The sequence below is a fragment of the Streptomyces sp. 8N616 genome (assembly GCF_052246385.1).
In the GTDB taxonomy this organism is placed as follows: Bacteria; Actinomycetota; Actinomycetes; order Streptomycetales; family Streptomycetaceae; genus Streptomyces.
Genome location: NZ_JBQQBY010000048.1, coordinates 1 through 18,141, shown reverse-complemented (window position 1 = coordinate 18,141; position 18,141 = coordinate 1). Strand labels below are relative to the sequence as shown.

The 18,141-nt window shown below is 72.0% G+C and carries 14 protein-coding genes and 1 pseudogene; 5 read left to right on the top strand and 10 right to left on the bottom strand.

Annotation, left to right across the window (positions count from 1 at the left end):
• Positions 1-23 precede the first annotated feature (23 nt).
• Together ACTWQC_RS31880 and fahA are read right to left on the bottom strand one after the other, a co-directional pair.
• Positions 24-854, bottom strand: a complete 831-nt coding sequence (locus tag ACTWQC_RS31880; protein WP_443319328.1) for a GntR family transcriptional regulator — start codon at positions 852-854, stop codon at positions 24-26.
• 312 nt (positions 855-1,166) lie between these two features.
• Positions 1,167-2,390: a fumarylacetoacetase gene (gene fahA, locus ACTWQC_RS31875; protein ID WP_443319327.1), complete on the bottom strand. Its 1,224-nt coding sequence runs from the start codon at positions 2,388-2,390 to the stop codon at positions 1,167-1,169.
• A 442-nt stretch (positions 2,391-2,832) separates the two neighbouring features.
• Here fahA and ACTWQC_RS31870 point away from each other — a divergent pair, with 442 nt between their 5' ends.
• The 4 genes from ACTWQC_RS31870 (at position 2,833) to ACTWQC_RS31855 (ending at position 8,136) form a co-directional block, all read left to right on the top strand.
• Positions 2,833-3,852, top strand: a complete 1,020-nt coding sequence (locus ACTWQC_RS31870; protein ID WP_443319326.1) for a polyprenyl synthetase family protein — start codon at positions 2,833-2,835, stop codon at positions 3,850-3,852.
• A 433-nt stretch (positions 3,853-4,285) separates the two neighbouring features.
• Positions 4,286-5,599: a LolA family protein gene (locus ACTWQC_RS31865; RefSeq protein ID WP_443319325.1), complete on the top strand. Its 1,314-nt coding sequence runs from the start codon at positions 4,286-4,288 to the stop codon at positions 5,597-5,599.
• Positions 5,600-6,143: 544 nt separating this feature from the next.
• Entirely contained in the window at positions 6,144-7,187 is a 1,044-nt protein-coding gene (locus ACTWQC_RS31860; protein WP_443319324.1) for an ABC transporter ATP-binding protein, read from the top strand.
• On the top strand, positions 7,174-8,136 hold the full coding sequence (locus ACTWQC_RS31855; protein ID WP_443319323.1) for an ABC transporter permease: 963 nt from the start codon (positions 7,174-7,176) through the stop codon (positions 8,134-8,136). Before ACTWQC_RS31860 ends, ACTWQC_RS31855 begins: the two co-directional genes overlap by 14 nt.
• Positions 8,137-8,206: 70 nt before the next feature.
• On the opposite strand, the gene ACTWQC_RS31850 is transcribed toward ACTWQC_RS31855, so the two are convergent.
• The 3 genes from ACTWQC_RS31850 to ACTWQC_RS31840 all read right to left on the bottom strand — a co-directional run bounded on the left by ACTWQC_RS31850 (position 8,207) and on the right by ACTWQC_RS31840 (position 11,570).
• Positions 8,207-9,265: a M28 family metallopeptidase gene (locus ACTWQC_RS31850; protein ID WP_443319322.1), complete on the bottom strand. Its 1,059-nt coding sequence runs from the start codon at positions 9,263-9,265 to the stop codon at positions 8,207-8,209.
• A 261-nt stretch (positions 9,266-9,526) separates the two neighbouring features.
• Positions 9,527-10,459 (bottom strand): EamA family transporter RarD, encoded by a 933-nt coding sequence (gene rarD, locus ACTWQC_RS31845; protein ID WP_443319360.1) that lies wholly within the window; start codon positions 10,457-10,459, stop codon positions 9,527-9,529.
• A gap of 256 nt (positions 10,460-10,715) precedes the next feature.
• Positions 10,716-11,570 carry an SDR family oxidoreductase gene (locus tag ACTWQC_RS31840; RefSeq protein WP_443319321.1) on the bottom strand — a complete coding sequence of 285 codons (855 nt, stop codon included), beginning with the start codon at positions 11,568-11,570 and terminating at the stop codon, positions 10,716-10,718.
• Positions 11,571-11,670: 100 nt separating this feature from the next.
• Between ACTWQC_RS31840 and ACTWQC_RS31835 the strand changes: the two genes are divergently transcribed.
• Positions 11,671-12,063 carry a winged helix-turn-helix transcriptional regulator gene (locus ACTWQC_RS31835; protein WP_443319320.1) on the top strand — a complete coding sequence of 131 codons (393 nt, stop codon included), beginning with the start codon at positions 11,671-11,673 and terminating at the stop codon, positions 12,061-12,063.
• A 93-nt stretch (positions 12,064-12,156) separates the two neighbouring features.
• Here ACTWQC_RS31835 and ACTWQC_RS31830 read toward each other — a convergent pair whose 3' ends face one another.
• From ACTWQC_RS31830 to ACTWQC_RS31810, 5 genes and pseudogenes are all read right to left on the bottom strand, one after another.
• Positions 12,157-13,221 carry a 2-oxoacid:ferredoxin oxidoreductase subunit beta gene (locus ACTWQC_RS31830; protein WP_443319319.1) on the bottom strand — a complete coding sequence of 355 codons (1,065 nt, stop codon included), beginning with the start codon at positions 13,219-13,221 and terminating at the stop codon, positions 12,157-12,159.
• The gene (locus tag ACTWQC_RS31825) at positions 13,214-15,142 is read right to left on the bottom strand and encodes a 2-oxoacid:acceptor oxidoreductase subunit alpha (RefSeq protein ID WP_443319318.1); all 1,929 of its coding nucleotides are present in this window, start codon (positions 15,140-15,142) and stop codon (positions 13,214-13,216) included. Before ACTWQC_RS31825 ends, ACTWQC_RS31830 begins: the two co-directional genes overlap by 8 nt.
• Positions 15,143-15,389: 247 nt before the next feature.
• Positions 15,390-16,049: a response regulator transcription factor gene (locus ACTWQC_RS31820; RefSeq protein ID WP_443319359.1), complete on the bottom strand. Its 660-nt coding sequence runs from the start codon at positions 16,047-16,049 to the stop codon at positions 15,390-15,392.
• Between the two features lie 186 nt (positions 16,050-16,235).
• Entirely contained in the window at positions 16,236-17,597 is a 1,362-nt protein-coding gene (locus ACTWQC_RS31815) for a sensor histidine kinase (protein WP_443319317.1), read from the bottom strand.
• A 215-nt stretch (positions 17,598-17,812) separates the two neighbouring features.
• Positions 17,813-18,141 (bottom strand): annotated as a pseudogene (locus ACTWQC_RS31810) (sensor histidine kinase); the annotation flags it as partial.

Sequence of the window (18,141 nt, the reverse complement as noted above, 5' to 3'; positions counted from 1 at the left end):
GTACGGGTCGGTCCGCGGGCGGGTCAGAGGGAGCGGCGCAGCAGCCCGCTCATGGTGATCCGGTCACCGCGGAAGCGGATGAACTCCAGGTCCACGGGCCGTCCGTCGGACAGGTGGGTGAGCCGTTCCAGCATCAGGACCGCCGCACCGCGCGGGGCCTGGAGGACGGCGGCCGAGTGCGCGTCGGCGTTGACGGCCTCGAGGGTGATCTCGGCGGTGCCGAGGCGCTGTCCGGTGATCTTCTCGATCAGCCGGAAGACATCGGTGTTCTCCAGGTCGGCGCCGAGCAGCTCGACGCCGACGTCCATCGGGATGTAGGTGAGGTCGAGGGAGAGCGGCACCCCGCGCAGGCGCCGCAGCCGCTCGATGTAGAGCACGTCGGTGTACGCGGTGAGGCCGAGCCGGTCGGCGACGGTCGGCGGCGCGGGCACCGGGCCCATGGTGCGTACCTCATTGGTGACCCGGCCGTGCTCGTACAGGGTCTCCGCGAGGCCCATCAGCCGGTCCAGGCCGTGCGGGTACTTCTCGGCGACGACGACCGTCCCGACTCCGGGGCAGCGCTCGACGAGCTGCTCGGCGCGGAGCAGGTCGAGCGCTTGCCGCACGGTGTTGCGGGAGGTGCGGTGGTCGGCGGCGATGACGTCCTCGTGGGGGAGCGCGCCGCCGGGGAAGCCGCCCGCGAGCACCTGGTGGCGCAGCAGGTCGGCGAGCTGCCGGGCCCGGTCCGCGCGCAGCCGGCGGCGGCGCGCGGCGGCGAGCGGCGCGGTGTGCGTGCGCTCGCGGACGGGGGTGATCCCCCTGGCTTCACCGGGGGCACCCCCACCCAGCGGCGGCTGGGGGAGTTCGGCAGGCATGTGCGGGACCATACCGACCGGAAGGCCGTGGTGGTGTTGCCACAGTGTTGCGCCACCGAGCGCCCTCCCGGCGGGCTCTACGACCTGGGGTTTCCGCCTCCCGCGGCGCAAGATCTGCCACCGGCCCGTGCCCAGCCCCGGCGCTCCGCGCCGGGCCCACTTCCCACCCACCCTTCCTCTCTGCGATGGGCGCCCCGGTTCTCCTGTGTGGGCGAGCGCCGGCTCGGCACCGCCGAGAGCTCTCGCTGTTGCGGCGGGAAACTATCGCCGCCGCTGCGGCGAGTAGCCATGCGCATCAGGCGCCGGGGGCCGTCAGCCTGCCGCGGGGAGGATTCGGCCCGTGACCTCGCCGAGGCCGGTGGTGGCGCCGCCGGGGCCCGGGGCCCAGGCCGTGAGGGTCACCTCGTCGCCGTCCTCCAGGAACGTCCGCTTGCCGTCCGGCAGCTCCACGGGATCCCGCCCCGCCCACGTGAGCTCCAGCAGGCAGCCGCGCTCCTCGGCGCGCGGCCCGCTCACCGTGCCGGAGGCGAAAAGGTCGCCCGTGCGCAGCGAGGCGCCGTTTACCGTCATATGGGCCAGCTGCTGGGCCGCCGTCCAGTACATCGTGGAGAAGGGCGGCTCCGAGACCGGGTACCCGTTGATCGAGACCGTGATCCGGATATCGAGACCGCCGGGCTCCAGGCCGGATTCGTCCAGGTACGGGAGCAGCTCGTGGTCGCGGGCCGGCGGCGTCGTACGGGCCGTGTCCAGCGCCTCCAGCGGGGTCACCCACGCCGACACCGACGTGGCGAAGGACTTCCCGAGGAACGGCCCCAGCGGCACGTACTCCCAGGCCTGGATGTCCCGCGCCGACCAGTCGTTGAGCAGGCAGACCCCGAAGACGTGGTCGCGGAACGCGGACTGCGGAACCGGCTCGCCGAGCGCCGACGGCGTGCCGACGACGAAGCCGACCTCCGCTTCGATGTCGAGGCGCTGCGAGGGCCCGAAGACGGGCGCGCGGTCGGCGGGCGCCTTGCGCTGCCCGCTGGGCCGTACGACCGGGGTGCCGGAGACGACGACCGTGCCCGCCCGGCCGTGGTAGCCGATGGGCAGGTGCTTCCAGTTGGGGGTGAGCGGCTCGCTGTCGGGCCGGAAGATCCGGCCGACGTTGGTGGCGTGGTGCTCGCTGGCGTAGAAGTCGACATAGTCCGCGACCTCGAAGGGGAGGTGCAGGGTGACGTCGGTGAGCGGGTGCAGGAAGGGCTCGATCGCCGGGTAGCCGAGCCAGGTGCGGATGCCGGCTCGTACGGCCTGCCAGATGGGACGGCCCGCGGCCATCAGGGCGTTGAGGGTGGGGTGGGCGAGCAGGTCGGAGTGCGGGGAGCCCAGCGCGGTCGCCGCCGTATGGACATCCAGCACGTGGTCGCCGTAGCGCACGCCGATGCGGCGGTTGCCGGGCTCGTCCGCCGTGCTGAAGACGCCGTACGGGAGGTTGTGCAGGCCGAAGGCGTCGCCTTCGGGGAGATCGAGCGGGCTCCGCTTGCGCTGCTCGGGCATGGATCGCTGCCTCGCCTTCCTGTCCGCCGTGGGGCCGGGCCCACAGGTTAAGGCCTGGTGGGCGGGCCACGGGCCGATAGGCAAGGAATCACCAATGCACGGTAAATGCCGGGAAAAGCAGCGCTGGAAGAGGAAATTGCGAAGCAGTAGCCGGTTCGTCCGATGGCGGTGCGGGACCGCCGGGCCGCCCCGGGCACTGGGCCGGATGGCCGAGCCGGGAAACGGGTGGTTCCGGTGGAGCACCTGTTCGTACCGGGGCTCGCGGCGGATCTTCCAGCCTCCCGGTCGGCTTCCCGTCGCCTCCCGGTCGGTTCCCCGTCCGCCGCCCCTCGGCTGGACGGGCGGCCGCCCGCTGTGATCCACAGGCGACCGGATACGCTGCCAGTGGTGACAGCGACACATCGACATTCCGCGTAGTCGTCCGCAGACAGGAGATCCCCTCGTGACCGTCGTCGGGCCATTTGGGCTGAGCGTGCGGGACCAGGCTCTGGAAGCCGATGTCCAGGCCGCGTTGGCGGCTGTCGAAGAGGGCCTGCTGGAGGCCACCAAGAGCGATGTGCCGTTCATCACGGAGGCGGCGCAGCACCTCGTCAAGGCCGGGGGCAAGCGGTTCCGCCCGCTGCTGGTGATGCTGGCGGCGCAGTTCGGCGACCCGCATGCGCCGGGGGTCGTGCCGTCCGCCGTCGTCGTCGAGCTGACGCACCTCGCGACGCTCTACCACGACGACGTCATGGACGAGGCGGACGTGCGGCGCGGAGTGCCCAGCGCCAATGCGAACTGGGACAATTCGGTCGCAGTGCTCACCGGTGACTTCCTCTTCGCCCGCGCCTCGCACATCCTGGCCGACCTCGGCCCCGAGGCCGTCCGCATCCAGGCCGAGGCGTTCGAGCGGCTGGTCACCGGCCAGATCCTGGAGACCGCGGGTCCGCGCGACGGCCGCGACCCCGTCAGTCACTACCTCGATGTCATCGCGGGCAAGACGGGCTCGCTCATCGCCGTATCGGGGCGCTTCGGCACGATGATGTCCGGCGCCGACGAGAGCGTCGTGGACATCCTGACCCAGTACGGCGAGCGGCTCGGCGTCGCCTTCCAGCTCGCGGACGACGTACTGGACATCGCGAGCGACAGCCACGAGTCGGGCAAGACGCCCGGCACGGATCTGCGCGAGGGCGTCCCGACCCTGCCCGTGCTGCACCTGCGGGCCCGGGTGGCGGCCGGCGGCGAGGCCGCGGAGCCCGCGGACCTGGAGCTGTGCGAGCTGCTCGACGGCGACCTCACGGACGACGCGCTCCACGCCGAGGCGCTGCGCAGACTGCGGGTCCACCCGGCGCTCGAGCAGGCCCGCCGCGACACCGTCCGCTACGCGGAGGAGGCGCGCGCGACGCTGGCGCCGCTGCCCGCGTGCCCGGCGAAGGCCGCGCTCGAGGCGCTGTGCGACGCGGTGGTGCACCGCGCGGGCTGACGCCCCCTCAGGCCGCTGTTCTGCCGCGGCACCTGGTTCCCGCATCTCCTGTTGACCTCCTGCACCTGCCTGCACCTGCCTGCACGGCGCAGGCGCTATCGGACACAAGCGCCCCTGGACCCCGGGGTCTGGGGTGGAGCCCCCAGTCTCGGGATGGGGCACCTCCCAGCGGTAGCTGGGGGGAGGGCGGGGCAGGGGAACGATGCGCCGCACACCTAGGGGGTCGCTGCACCTCCCGCGGTATCCCCTCCTCCCGGCGGATGGGGCGTCTCATCCCGTAGGCGTACGCGGAGTTGATCCCGTCGGCTGACGCCTGCGGCGTGGCCGGTTTGGTGGGATTAGTAGCACAAGCGCGGCGGACTAGGGTGACAATATGCGCGACGGTGCCCCTGCTCGATGCGATCAACCGCCGCCGACCACGGAGGTAGGGCAGATGCCAGGAATGCGACCGACGCAGGTCACCGACGAATGGGACACCGACGACGACGCTGCGGTGACACCGAGTCGCAGGGCGGTCCGGTACGTCGTCCCGGTCGCGGTGGCGGGGATGGCGGCGGCGACGATCGGACTCGTCCCCGCGTTCGCCGGCTCCGGTGACCCCGACCTGCCCAAGATCTCGGCCGAGGAGCTCGTCGCGAAGGCGGCCGCGTCCGACGCGGAGCAGCTGTCGGGCACCGTCAAGGTCGAGACGGACCTCGGCCTCCCGTCGCTGCCGGGTGCTGAATCGGGCGGCGGCGCGGGCGGCTTCTTCGGGGGCGGCGGAGAGCGGGGCGGCAAGGGCGGCGGGGGCGAGGCCGCCGATCCCCAGGCGAAGCTGATGGGCATGCTGTCCGGCTCGCATACGCTGCGGGTGGCCGCGGACGGGCCTGAGAAGCAGCGCGTCTCGATCATCGACGACGCGGCCGAGTACAGCCTGATCCACAACGACGACGAGGTGTGGGCGTACGACTCCGCCACCAACTCCGCGTACCACGCGACGGCTCCGGAGGGCGCGGACGGCAAGAACGGCGACCGCGACGGCGGCGTGGGCCGGCCGGAGGCGGACGGCTCGCTGGAGGAGGCCACACCGCAGGAGTTCGCGAAGCAGGCGCTGAAGGCCGTGGACGCTACGACGTCCGTGACGGTCGACGGGACGGCGCGGGTCGCCGGGCGCGATGCGTACCAGCTGCTGATCAAGCCGAAGCAGTCGGAGTCCACGGTCGGGTCGGTCCGTATCGCCGTGGATGCCGAGAACGGTGTGCCGCTGAAGTTCACGCTCTCGCCGAAGTCCGGCGGCAAGCCGGTGGTCGACGCGGGCTTCACCTCGGTCGACTTCGCCAAGCCGGATGCGAAGACCTTCGAGTTCACGCCGCCGAAGGGCGCCGACGTCACCGAGCAGGAGGACTCCGCTCACAGCCGCAGGAACGGGCGGGACGTGGCCGTCCCGGTCGACCCGTCGGCCCGGGGCCTGGACAAGCTGTCCGGGCTCGGCGGCCTCGGCGAGGGCTGGGCGACCGTCGTCCGGATCAAGGGCGCGGAGGGGGCGCGCGGCGCGGGCAACCCGGGCGCGCCGTCCGGCAAGGACGAGATGCCGGCCGAGGCGCGGTCGTTCATGGACAGCCTCGGCGAGAAGGTCACCGGCAAGTTCGGCTCGGGCACGGTCTACAGCACCCGCCTGATCAACGCCCTGATGACGGACGACGGTGCGGTCTACGTCGGCGCCGTCGACAAGTCGGCCCTGGTAAAGGCCGCCAACCAGGCCAAGTAGCCCCCCCGGGCTGCCGATGCCCCACTGCGCACTGCGCGGTGGGGCATCGGCGGCTGAGGGCGGCGGCGGACAGCCGGCGTCTCGCTGCCCAACTCGCGGCATGTTCAGCGGATATGCCTGGACCTCCGCCGCGTCTCAGGGGGCCGCTGCCGTGTCGCCGACATCGGTGGCCCGCTCGAAGCCCGGAGCACGATGCGGGCGCGAAGCCGCGTTGTCCGCGGCCGCACGCCCGTGGTCCTCGGGCCGGGAATTCGGCCGTCGTCCGGAGGCGGACCGCGTGGCGGCCGGGCGCTTCGGGAAGGGCCTGGGGGCAAGATGGGGCCGGACGGCCGCCTTGGCCGTCCGTCCGGAAGTGCGCTCGACAACGGGGAGAGGGATGGAGCGATCGTCGACCGAAGAGGCTGAGCCAGGAGGGTCCGCGCGGCAGGGGCGCGCGGCGCGGGGCGCGTTCGGCGCGGGCGAGCCCGGGCCGTCGACGGCGGGGTCCGAGGGGCCTTCGCCCCGGGCCGGGGCTGAGCCGGTCGCACGCGGTCCGGGCGCGGTTTTGCCGTCGGCTCCGCCCGCCGTACCCGGCGCCCGGCGGGCGGCCTCGGACGCGGCGCCCGCCGCGGACGACGAGGCGGTCATCGTGGCGCGCGGGCTCACCAAGCGGTTCCGGGGCGGGCAGCTCGCCGTCAATGCGCTCGATCTCGCCGTGCCGCGCGGCAGCGTCTTCGGTTTCCTGGGGCCCAACGGCTCCGGCAAGACCACGACCATCCGCATGCTCGTGGGCCTGATCGGCCCCACCTCCGGCAGCGTCCGCGTCCTCGGCCGCCCCATGCCGCGCGCCGCGCGCGACGTGTTGCCCCACATCGGGGCGCTCATCGAGGGCCCGGCCCTCTACGGCTTCCTCTCCGGCCGTGCCAACCTCGTCCGCTACGACTCCGCCGACCCGACCGCCGACCCCCGTACCCGCTCCGCCCGCGTCGCGGCCGCCCTCGAACGGGTCGGCCTCGCCGCCGCCGGGCGCAAGAAGGCCCGGGCGTACTCGCTGGGCATGAAGCAGCGTCTCGGCCTGGCCGCGGCCCTGCTCCAGCCGCGCCGGCTGCTCGTACTCGACGAGCCGACCAACGGCCTCGACCCGCAGGGCATGCGGGAGATCCGGGCGCTGGTCCGCGAGCTGGCCGCCGACGGCACGACCGTCTTCCTCTCCTCTCACCTGCTGGACGAGATCGAGCAGGTGTGCACGCACGCGGCGGTGATGGCACAGGGCCGCCTCATCGCGCAGGGTCCGGTCGCCGAGCTGTCCGCGGGTGCGCGCGGCAGGGTGGCCGTCACGACGCCGGACGCGGCCGTCGCCGTACGGGTGCTCAAGGAGCACGGCGTGACGGACCTCGTCGTCACCGGCGACCGCGTGACGGGCGAACTTCCCGCCCTGTCCGCCCCCGCCGCCCCTGCCCCCTCCGCCGCCGAGGCCCCCGACCTCGCGGACCTCAACGCCGCGCTCGTACGGGCCGACGTGCGCGTCCGTGCCTTCGGCGCCGAACGGGCCTCGCTCGAGGACGCGTTCGTCGCCCTGACCGGGGAGGGCTTCGATGTCGCAGGCTGAGACGAGGGCGGGGACAAGGGCAGGGGCGAAGACGGGGCCAAGGACAGGGGCAGGAGCAGAGGCCGGGGCGGCGGCTGCGCGGGCCGAGGAAACCGGGGCCCGCCACCCGAGCCGGACGTGGGCTCTCGGCCTCTTCCGCAGTGAGCTGGGCACCACCTTCCGCCGCTGGCGGACGCTCGCGCTGCTCGCGGTCCTCGCGGCCGTGCCCGTACTCGTCGGCGTCGCGGTGAGGATCGAGACGAGCGACGGCGGCACGGCGGGCGGGGGCGACGGCGGTGGCCCGGCCTTCATCGCCCAGATCACCAACAACGGCCTCTTCCTGGTCTTCACCTCGCTCGCCGCGACCCTGCCCTTCTTCCTTCCGATGGCCGTCGGGGTGATCGCGGGCGACGCGATCGCGGGCGAGGCGAACGCCGGGACGCTGCGCTATCTCCTCGTCGCGCCCGCGGGCCGTACCCGCCTGCTGTGCGCCAAGTACGCGGCCACGCTTGTCTTCTGTCTCGTCGCGACCCTCGTCGTGGCCGCCTCGGCGCTGGCCGCCGGCGCGCTGCTCTTCCCGCTCGGGGACGTCACGCTGATCTCCGGTACGACAGTGACGTTCGCGGAGGGCCTGGTACGGGCCGTGGGGGTCGCGGCCGCGGTGGCCGCCTCGCTGACCGGGATCGCGGCGCTCGGCCTGTTCGTCTCCACCCTCACCAACAGCGGGATCGCGGCGATGGCGACGACCGTCGGGCTGCTGATCACCGTGCAGATCCTCGACACCATCCCGCAGCTGCACGCCGTCCACCCGTATCTCTTCCCGCACTACTGGCTGAGCTTCGCGGACATACTGCGCGACCCGGTCTACTGGGAGGAACTCGTACGGAACCTGGGCCTCCAGGGCCTGTACGCGGCGGTGTTCGGCTCCGCGGCCTGGGCGCGCTTCACCGCCCGCGACATCACGGCGTGAGCGGCGTGACGAAGGCCCCGCGGCGTCATGTCGCGGGGCCTTCGCCCAGGGCGCCGGGCCGGAGCGGCGGCTACTGCCTGCTGCCGGCGCCCGCCTTGTGCGCGGCAGGGGAGGTGCCGGCCTTCGAGGCACCGGACAGCGTCCAGATCGCGTGCGCGATGGCGTCGCTGTTGCGGTCGAGGGCCGTGTCGTCGATGTTCGACGAGGTGTCGCAGGAGGAGTGATAGCAGCGGTCGAAGGCCTGCCCCGCCGTACCGCCCCACTTCTGGGCCTGGGCCGCGGACTTCCTGCTGCTCGCGCCGGTGAAGAGTCCGCCGACCGCGATGCCCGCGTCCTTGAAGGACGCGTGGTCGGAGCGGCCGTCGCCCTCCGTCTCGATCTCCGTGGGGACGCCCTTGCCCTCGAACCAGTCCTTGAAGACCGACTCGAGCTGCGGGTCGTCGTCGTAGACGAAATAGCCCGGGTTCGGCGAGCCGATCATGTCGAAGTTGAGGTAGCCGGAGATCTTCGACCGCTCGGCGGACGGGAGGTTGCCGACGTAGTGCTCCGAGCCCACCAGGCCGAGCTCCTCCGCGCCCCACCAGCCGAACCGCAGGTGCTTGGCGGGCTTGAGGCTGGCGCGGGACACGGCGAGCGCGGTCTCCAGTACGCCGGCCGAGCCGGAGCCGTTGTCGTTGATCCCGGGACCCTCGGTGACGGAGTCGAGGTGGGCTCCGGCGAAGACGACCTGGTCGGGATCGCCGCCCGGCCAGTCCGCGATGAGGTTGTAGCCGGTCCTGCCGCTGGACGTGAACTCCTGGACGGTGGTGGTGAATCCGGCGGCGTCCAGTTTGCCCTTCACGTAGTCGATGGAGGCCTTGTAGCCGGGGCGGCCGTGGGCGCGGTTGCCGCTGTTGGCATCGGCGATCGACTGCAGCTCGGAGAGATGCGCCTTGACGCTGGCGACCGGGATGTCCGGCGCGGCGGCGGTGGGAGCGGGAGCGGGAGGTGCGGCGGTCGCGCCCGGGGCGGCGACGACGAGACCGGCGGCAGCCGCTGCCGCGACTGCCGCGACGGCGGTCCTGCGGATCCATGAACTTCGGGCGGGGCGCCGGGCGGCGCGCGGTATGTGGGGGGTGGATGACGACACGGTGGGGGCTCCGGATTCCGTACGGGGTCAGGACGGAACGAACAGGGAAGCCCTGCGGCTTGGGCGACCGCAGGGCGCTGAACCTGACGAACGAACGTGACGCGTCCTATCGTTGACGCGAACATGATGCTCCGGCGGCCCTGACGTGACGTCAAGGGCAGAATTCGGACAGGGACGCCCGGATATCGGTTTCCGGGTATGCCGACCCGGTACGGCCCGTCCCCAGAGGCCTCGGCCCCGGCAAGGCCCCTGCAGTCCCGGCTACTCCGGCGGAGTCGTCACCGCGGCCGGGCGGCCGGGGCCGACCGCGGCGCCGGTCGGTGACGAAACGGCGGCGGCCTCGGCCGCCGCCCGCACAGCCGCCCGCCCGCGCCGGGCCGTCCGCAGCGCGTCCCACGTCAGCAGGGTGAGCGCGAGCCAGACCAGCGCGAACCCCGCCCACCGCTCGGGCGGCATCTCCTCGTGGAAGTAGGTGACGCCCAGCAGGAACTGGAACGCCGGGGCCAGGTACTGCAGCAGGCCGATCGTGCTGAGCGGGATACGGATGGCGGCCGCCCCGAAGCACACCAGCGGTACGGCGGTGACCAGGCCGCAGGAGGCCAGCAGCAGGGCGTGCCCGGCGCCCTCGCCGCCGAAGGTCGAGTCGCCGCGCGAGCCCAGCAACAGCAGGAAGCCCAGGGCGGGCAGGAACTGTACGGCGGTCTCCGCTGCCAGGGACTCGATCCCGCCGAGCCCGATCTTCTTCTTCACCAGACCGTACGTCGCGAAGGAGAAGGCGAGGACGAGCGCGATCCACGGGAGGCGCCCGTACCCGACGGTCAGGACGACGACGGCGGCCGCGCCGATCCCGACCGCGGCCCACTGGGCGGGGCGCATCCGCTCCTTCAGGAGCAGGACGCCGAAGAGGATGGTGACCAGCGGGTTGATGAAGTAGCCGAGCGAAGCCTCGACGACCTGCCCCGAGTTGACGCTCCAGATGTAGAAGCCCCAGTTGAGGGAGATGACGACGGCCGCGACCGCGACCAGCGCGAGCCGCTTCGGCTGCCGCAGCAGCTCGCGTATCCACGCCCAGCGCCGCATGAGGAGCAGGATCAGCCCGACGAAGGCCAGCGACCACACCATGCGGTGGGCGAGGATCTCGACCGCCGAGGCGGGCTTGAGCAGCGGCCAGTACAGCGGTACGAGCCCCCACATGCCGTAGGCGGCGAAGCCGTAGACGAGACCGGTGCGCTGCTCGTTCTTCGTCTGCGGCGACTGCGACTGCGACGGCGCCTGCGGCTGCGGTTGGGGCTGCGACTGCGGCTGCGGCTGCGGCGTCAAGAGGCACTCCCGGGTGCGGCGCGGGACAACGCCCTTGACGGTAGCTGCGCGCGGGCCCGCTGTCATGCCCGTATCGCGATACGGTTATGACAGGCGGGCCCGCGAGAAGACCGGCGGCGACTGCCGGGCGTCAGTCCTTCAAGGCGGCCGCGATCGCCTCGGACACCGGCGTGGTGGGACGGCCGATGAGCCGCGACAGGTCGCCGCTCGTACGCTCCAGCAGCCCGCGGCCGATCGCCACGTCCACGTCGACGAAGATGTCGGCGAGCGGCTCCGGGAGGCCCGCGTCCGTCAGGATCTCCCGGTGGGCGTCGGCCGGGACGCTGGAGTACGCGATCTCCTTGCCGCTCTGCCGGCCGACCTCGGCCGCGTACTCGGCGAAGCTCCACGCCGTGTCGCCGCTCAGCTCGTACGCCCTGCCCTCGTGGCCCTCGCCGGTCAGGACGGCGACGGCCGCGGCGGCGTAGTCGGCGCGCGCTGCCGAGGCCACGCGGCCCTCGCCCGCGCCGGCGACGACCGCGCCGTGCTCCAGCACCCGGGCGAGGTTCTCGGTGTAGTTCTCGTGGTACCAGCCGTTGCGCAGGAAGACATACGGCAGGCCGGAGTCGAGGATCGCCTGCTCGGTGGCCTTGTGCTCGGCGGCGAGCTCGAAGTCGGCCTCGGGGCCGCCGAGTACGCCGGTGTAGGCGAGCAGTGCGACCCCGGCCGCCTCTGCCGCGTCCACGACGGCCCGGTGCTGCGCCACCCGGCGCCCCACCTCGCTGCCGGAGATCAGCAGCACCTTGTCGCCGGACCCGAAGGCTCCCTTCAGGGTCTCCGGCTCGCTGTAGTCGGCGATGCGCAGCTCGACACCGCGCGCGGCGAGGTCGGCGGCCTTGCCCTTGTCGCGGACGACGGCGGCCACTTCGGCCCCGGGGACCTTCTCCAGGAGGCCGTCGATGACGTGGCGGCCCAGCTTCCCGGTGGCTCCGGTGACGACGATCATGTGTGTTTCCCCTGTTCACGTCAGTTCGTGTCGGTCGGAAACTCACCCTAGGTCCGGCACTAACCCTTGGAAAGTACCCACTTTGAAGTAAGGTACTGGCATGGATGTTAGCGAGAGCCTGATCGCCAAGCTCGCCAAGCCGGACGTGAACGCGCCGATGTGCCCGTCGCGGGGCGTACTGGAGCATGTCACCAGCCGCTGGGGCGTGCTCGTGCTCGCCGCCCTCCTCGCCGGCACCCACCGCTTCAGCGAGCTGCGCCGCACCGTCGGCGGCGTCAGCGAGAAGATGCTGGCCCAGACGCTCCAGACCCTGGAGCGCGACGGCTTCGTGCACCGCCACGCGCACCCCGTCATCCCGCCGCGCGTGGACTACTCGCTCACCCCGCTGGGCGAGGAGGCGGCCCGCCAGGTGTGGGGGCTGGCCCGCTGGACCGAGGAGAAGGTCCCGCAGGTGCTGGAGGCGCGCGAACAGTACGACGCGGCCCGCACCTGAGCGATGTCAGGTACGGGCCGCGTGGCAGGTCCGGTGCGTCAGCCGTGGCAGGTCCGGTTCGTCCCGGCGACCGCCGGCAGCCGGGAGAATCCGTCAACCGGCGACGGTCCAGGTGTCGTTGCCGTGCAGGAGCGCGGCGAGGTCGCCCTTGCCGCCCTGCTCCACCGCCTGCTCGAGCTGGTCGGCCATGAGCGTGTCGTAGACCGGACGCCGGACGCTGCGCAGCACGCCGATCGGAGTGTGGTGCAGCGTGTCGGGGTCGGCGAGCCGGGAGAGCGCGAAGGCCGTGGTGGGGCTCTGGGCGTGGGCGTCGTGCACCAGCACGTCCGCCGTACGGTCGGCCGTCACGTCGATGATCCTGAGGTCGCCGGTCGCCGGGTCCCGGACGACGCCCTTCGATCCCAGGCCGTCCTCGGCCGCGGTGCCGAAGCGGATCGGCTGTCCGTGCTCGAGCCGGATCACGGCCTCCAGCGCTTTCTCCTTGTCCTTGAGGACCTCGAAGGCGCCGTCGTTGAAGATGTTGCAGTTCTGGTAGATCTCCACCAGCGCCGTGCCGGGGTGGGCCGCGGCCTGCCGCAGCACTTCGGTGAGGTGCTTGCGGTCGGAGTCGACCGTACGCGCCACGAAGCTCGCCTCGGCGCCGAGCGCGAGCGATACGGGGTTGAACGGCGCGTCGAGGGAGCCCATCGGCGTCGACTTGGTGATCTTCCCGATCTCGGAGGTCGGCGAGTACTGCCCCTTGGTCAGGCCGTAGATCCGGTTGTTGAACAGCAGGATCTTGAGGTTGACGTTGCGGCGCAGGGCGTGGATGAGGTGGTTGCCGCCGATGGACAGCGCATCGCCGTCACCGGTGACCACCCAGACGGAGAGGTCCTGGCGCGAGGCGGCGAGGCCGGTGGCGATGGCGGGGGCGCGGCCGTGGATGGAGTGCATCCCGTAGGTGTTCATGTAGTACGGGAAGCGGGAGGAGCAGCCGATGCCGGAGACGAAGACGATGTTCTCCTTGGCCAGGCCGAGTTCGGGCATGAAGCCCTGGACGGCGGCCAGGACGGCGTAGTCACCGCAGCCGGGGCACCAGCGCACTTCCTGGTCGGACTTGAAGTCCTTCATCGACTGCTTGGCTTCGGCCTTCGGCACCAGCGAGAGCGCCTCAGTCATCAATGGCCTCCTTAAGGACCTTGGCAAGCTCCTCGGCCTTGAACGGCAGACCCCGCACCTGGGTGTGGGAGCGGACGTCCACCAGGTACTCGGCCCGCAGCAGGGTGGCGAGCTGGCCGAGGTTCATCTCGGGTACGACCACCTTCTCGTAACGCCCGAGCACCTCGCCGAGATTCCGCGGGAAGGGGTTGAGGTGGCGCAGATGGGCCTGAGCGACTGCGCCCCCCGCGCCCCTGATGCGCCGTACGGCCGCGGTGATCGGCCCGTACGTCGAACCCCAGCCCAGCACCAGGACCCCGGCGTTCCCGCCGGGATCGTCGACGGTGACGTCCGGGACGTCGATGCCGTCCACCTTGGCCTGGCGGGTGCGGACCATGAAGTCGTGGTTGGCCGGGTCGTAGGAGATGTTGCCCGTTCCGTCCTGCTTCTCGATGCCGCCGATGCGGTGCTCGAGGCCCGGCGTGCCCGGGATGGCCCAGGGGCGGGCGAGGGTGCGCGGGTCGCGTTTGTACGGCCAGAAGACCTCGGTGCCGTCCTCGGTGGTGTGGTTGGGCCCGGTGGCGAACTGCACCCGCAGGTCGGGGAGTTCGTCCACGTCCGGGATGCGCCACGGCTCGGATCCATTGGCCAGGTAGCCGTCGGAGAGCAGGAACACCGGGGTCCGGTAGGCCAGGGCGATACGGGCCGCCTCCAGCGCCGCGTCGAAGCAGTCGGCGGGGGTGGCCGGGGCGACGACCGGGACCGGGGCCTCGCCGTTGCGCCCGTACATCGCCTGCAGCAGGTCCGCCTGCTCGGTCTTGGTCGGCAGCCCGGTGGACGGGCCGCCGCGCTGGATGTCGACCACCAGCAGCGGCAGCTCCAGCGACACCGCGAGCCCGATCGTCTCCGACTTCAGCGCCACACCGGGGCCCGAGGTGGTGGTCACGCCCAGCGCGCCGCCGAAGGCCGCGCCCAGGGCCGCGCCGATGCCCGCGATCTCGTCCTCGGCCTGGAAGGTCCGCACGCCGAAGTTCTTGTACTTGGACAGCTCGTGCAGGATGTCGGAGGCCGGGGTGATCGGGTAAGAGCCCAGGAACAGCGGCAGGTCGGCCTGTTGCGAGGCGGCCACCAGACCGTAGGTCAGTGCCAGGTTCCCGGAGATGTTGCGGTACGTGCCCGGCGGGAACGCCGCCGCGGCCGGTGCCACCTCGTAGGAGACCGCGAAGTCCTCCGTCGTCTCCCCGAAGTTCCAACCCGCCCGGAACGCCGTCACGTTGGCCTCGGCCAGCTGCGGCTTCTTCGCGAACTTCGACCGCAGGAAGGTCTCCGTACCCTCGGTCGGCCGGTGGTACATCCACGACAGCAGGCCGAGCGCGAACATGTTCTTGCTCCGCTCCGCCTCCTTCCGTGACAGCTCGAAGTCCTTCAGCGCCTCGACGGTCAGCGTGGTCAGCGGCACCGGGTGGACGCTGTAGCCCTCCAGCGAGCCGTCATCCAGGGGGCTGGCCGCGTACCCCACCTTGGCCAGCGCGCGCTTGGTGAACTCGTCGGTGTTGACGATGACCTCCGCGCCGCGCGGCAGGTCCGGCAGATTCGCCTTCAGCGCGGCGGGGTTCATCGCGACCAGCACGTTCGGCGCGTCGCCCGGGGTGAGGATGTCGTGGTCCGCGAAGTGCAACTGGAAGCTGGACACCCCGGGCAGGGTTCCGGCCGGGGCACGGATCTCGGCGGGGAAGTTCGGCAGCGTGGACAGGTCGTTCCCGAACGACGCCGTCTCCGAGGTGAAACGGTCACCCGTCAGCTGCATACCGTCACCCGAGTCACCCGCGAAGCGGATGATCACCCGGTCGAGACGTCTGACTTCCTTGTTGCCGGGAGCGTGCTGCTCACCGGTGTCTGCCCCATCGGCCTGCTCGGCCTGGGTGCTGACCTGGCTGGTCACTGAACTGGACCTCCTTCGAGGCGGCGGCTGGTGTCCTCCGACATACCGACCGGTTGTTCCAACGGCAACTGTACGTCGGTAAGGGCCGCCTTCCCTGGAAGTGTCACATAGTGGGCACGGGGATGAGACGCCCTTTTGTGCCGGTTCGTCATGATTTTCCCGCCTCGCGGGGCCCTGCCTCACCCGAGGCCCGAGGCTCATTCTTTGGGCCTACGACCACGGCTCGAGTGAACGCGTCCCCCATGGTTCAGGAGTTGAGATACGTGAGGACCGCCAACACGCGACGGTGATCCCCGTCACTCTGTGACAGGCCCAGCTTCATGAAGATGTTGCTGACGTGCTTCTCCACCGCGCCGTCGCTCACCACCAGCTGCCGCGCGATCGCCGAGTTGGTACGCCCCTCCGCCATCAGGCCCAGGACCTCCCGCTCCCGCGGGGTCAGCCCGGCGAGCACGTCCTGTTTGCGGCTGCGGCCCAGCAGCTGCGCCACGACCTCCGGGTCCAGCGCCGTGCCGCCGCCGGCCACCCGCACCACCGCGTCCACGAACTCGCGCACCTCGGCCACCCGGTCCTTGAGCAGATAGCCCACGCCCCGGCTGCTCCCGGCCAGCAGCTCCGTCGCGTACTGCTCCTCCACGTACTGCGACAGGACCAGCACGCCGAGGTCCGGGTGGTCGCGGCGGAGCCGCACCGCGGCCCGCACGCCCTCGTCGGTGTGCGTCGGCGGCATCCGTACGTCCGCGACGACCACGTCCGGCAGCTCGCCCTGGCCGTCCATCTCCTGGATCGCCTTGAGCAGGGCCTCCGCGTCGCCGACCCCGGCGACCACCTGGTGCCCCCGGTCGGTCAGCAGCCGGGTCAGCCCCTCGCGGAGCAGCACCGAGTCCTCGGCGATGACCACCCGCACCCTGTCTCCCACGTCCTGCACGTCCGCCACGTCCCCAGTCCCCCGATCCCTGCGCCACCGTCCTGGACGTTGTCGCTTGCGGACTCCAGCATCTCAGGATCCGGATGGCCGCGTGCCCGGCGCGAAAGGAAAGCACGTCTCTCCCGACTTGCCGGGGAGCGGGACAGGAGGATCGGCCGGTACGGCTTATCCGCGCCAGGGGAGCTCGGCGGTGACGGTGGTGCCGCCGCCCGCAGGGGACTCCACGGCGAGGAGGCCGTCGACCGAGTCGAGCCGCTCGGCGAGACCGGCCAGGCCCGTGCCGGAGCTCTCCGTGCCCGGGCTCTCCGTCCCAGCGGCACTGATCGAGGCCCCCGCTCCGCCGTGCCCGTCGTCCGTCACCTGCAGCATGATCCGGCCCTCTGCCCGCCACACGTCCACTGAGGCGTGGGTTGCGTGGGCGTGTTTGCTGATGTTCTGGAGGAGTTCGGAGACGGTGAAGTAGGTGATGCCTTCGATGGCGGGGGCGGGGCGGGTGGGGAGGTCGACGGTGACGGTGACGGGGACGGTGCAGCGGGTGGCGAGGGTGGTGAGGGCGGGGCCGAGGCCGCGGTCGGTGAGGATGGCGGGGTGGATGCCGCGGGCGAGGTCGCGGAGTTCTTGGAGGGCGAGTTTCACTTCGCCGTGGGCTTCGTCGACCATGCGGGCTGCGGCGTCGGGGTCTTCCTGGAGTTTTTCCTTGGCGAGGCCGAGGTCCATGGCGAGGGCGACGAGGCGGGCCTGGGCGCCGTCGTGGAGGTCGCGTTCGATGCGGCGCAGGTCGGCGGCCGCGGTGTCGACCACCGTGCCCCGGTCCGACTCCAGCTCCGTCACGCGCGTGGCCAGCCGGGAGGGGCCGAGCAGCCCGGACACCATCACCCGGTCGACCTGCGTGAGGGCGCGGATCACCCATGGGGTGGCGAGGACGAGCAGCAGCCCGGTGGCGGAGGCGGCGGCGATCTCGAAGGGAGTGTCGAGGTAGAAGTCGTCCCTGGGGTCCTCGCTCCCGTACAGCTGGATGCCCGGCTGGTCGGCGTAGCGGTGGAGCGTCCAGTGCCACACCGGGTAGAGCAGCAGCGCCCAGCCGTTCGCCCACAGGACGAGCGAGACGCAGAAGGCGAAGACCGCCCAGGGGAAGTGCAGCAGGCAGTAGAGCAGGTGGCGCCAGGAGGCCCCGCTCTTGAGCAGCGCGCCGACCCAGGCCATCATCCCGCGGCCGCTGGGGCGTACGGGCTCGGGCGCGGCCACGTCCAGGCGCAGCAGGGCCCGGGCCCGGGTGCGCTCCACCGAGCCGAACGCGCGGGCGCCGGTCAGCGCCGCGGCCAGCACCGGCACGCCGAGGAAGGTGACGAGCAGGCCGGCGCCGAGGGAGGTCATCGTGACCGCGTAGACGAACATCACGATCGCGATCGGCAGATTGAGCATCAGGTAGAGGAACTCGCGCCAGGTGCGGGCCTCGAGCGGCGCGCGCAGCGCCGGGGGCACCCGGTGCGGGCGGGTCTCCGGTCCGTACGCGTATGCGGTGTCCATGGCGGTGTCGTCCGTTTCTGCTTCCGCGGTCTGCCGAATGCTTGCCTCAAGGCTGCTGGACCGGGGGCCGGCGGGACCATGGAGCCGCTCGGTGTCTCGGGGGTGGGGCTTTCCCTACCTCGGCCGGCGCCTCGGCCCCCACCTCGGCGTCGTACGGCGCGCGGGCCCGGGCCTTCGTGCGTACGGGTACGGGTCCCTCGGTGAGGGCGCCGGGCTCAGGCGTCCATGCGGTCCCGCCAGGGCAGCTCCGCGGTCACGGATGTCGGCCCGCCCTCCGGCGAGTCGAGAACGAACAGCCCGTCCACCGCGCCCAGCCGCCCGGCGAGTCCTGCCAGTCCGCTGCCGCCGTCCAGCCGCGCCCCGCCGTGCCCGTCGTCCCGCACCTGCATGAGCAGACGGTTCTCCGACCTCCACAGCTCCACTGAGGCGTGGGTTGCGTGGGCGTGTTTGCTGATGTTCTGGAGGAGTTCGGAGACGGTGAAGTAGGTGATGCCTTCGATGGCGGGGGCGGGGCGGGTGGGGAGGTCGACGGTGACGGTGACGG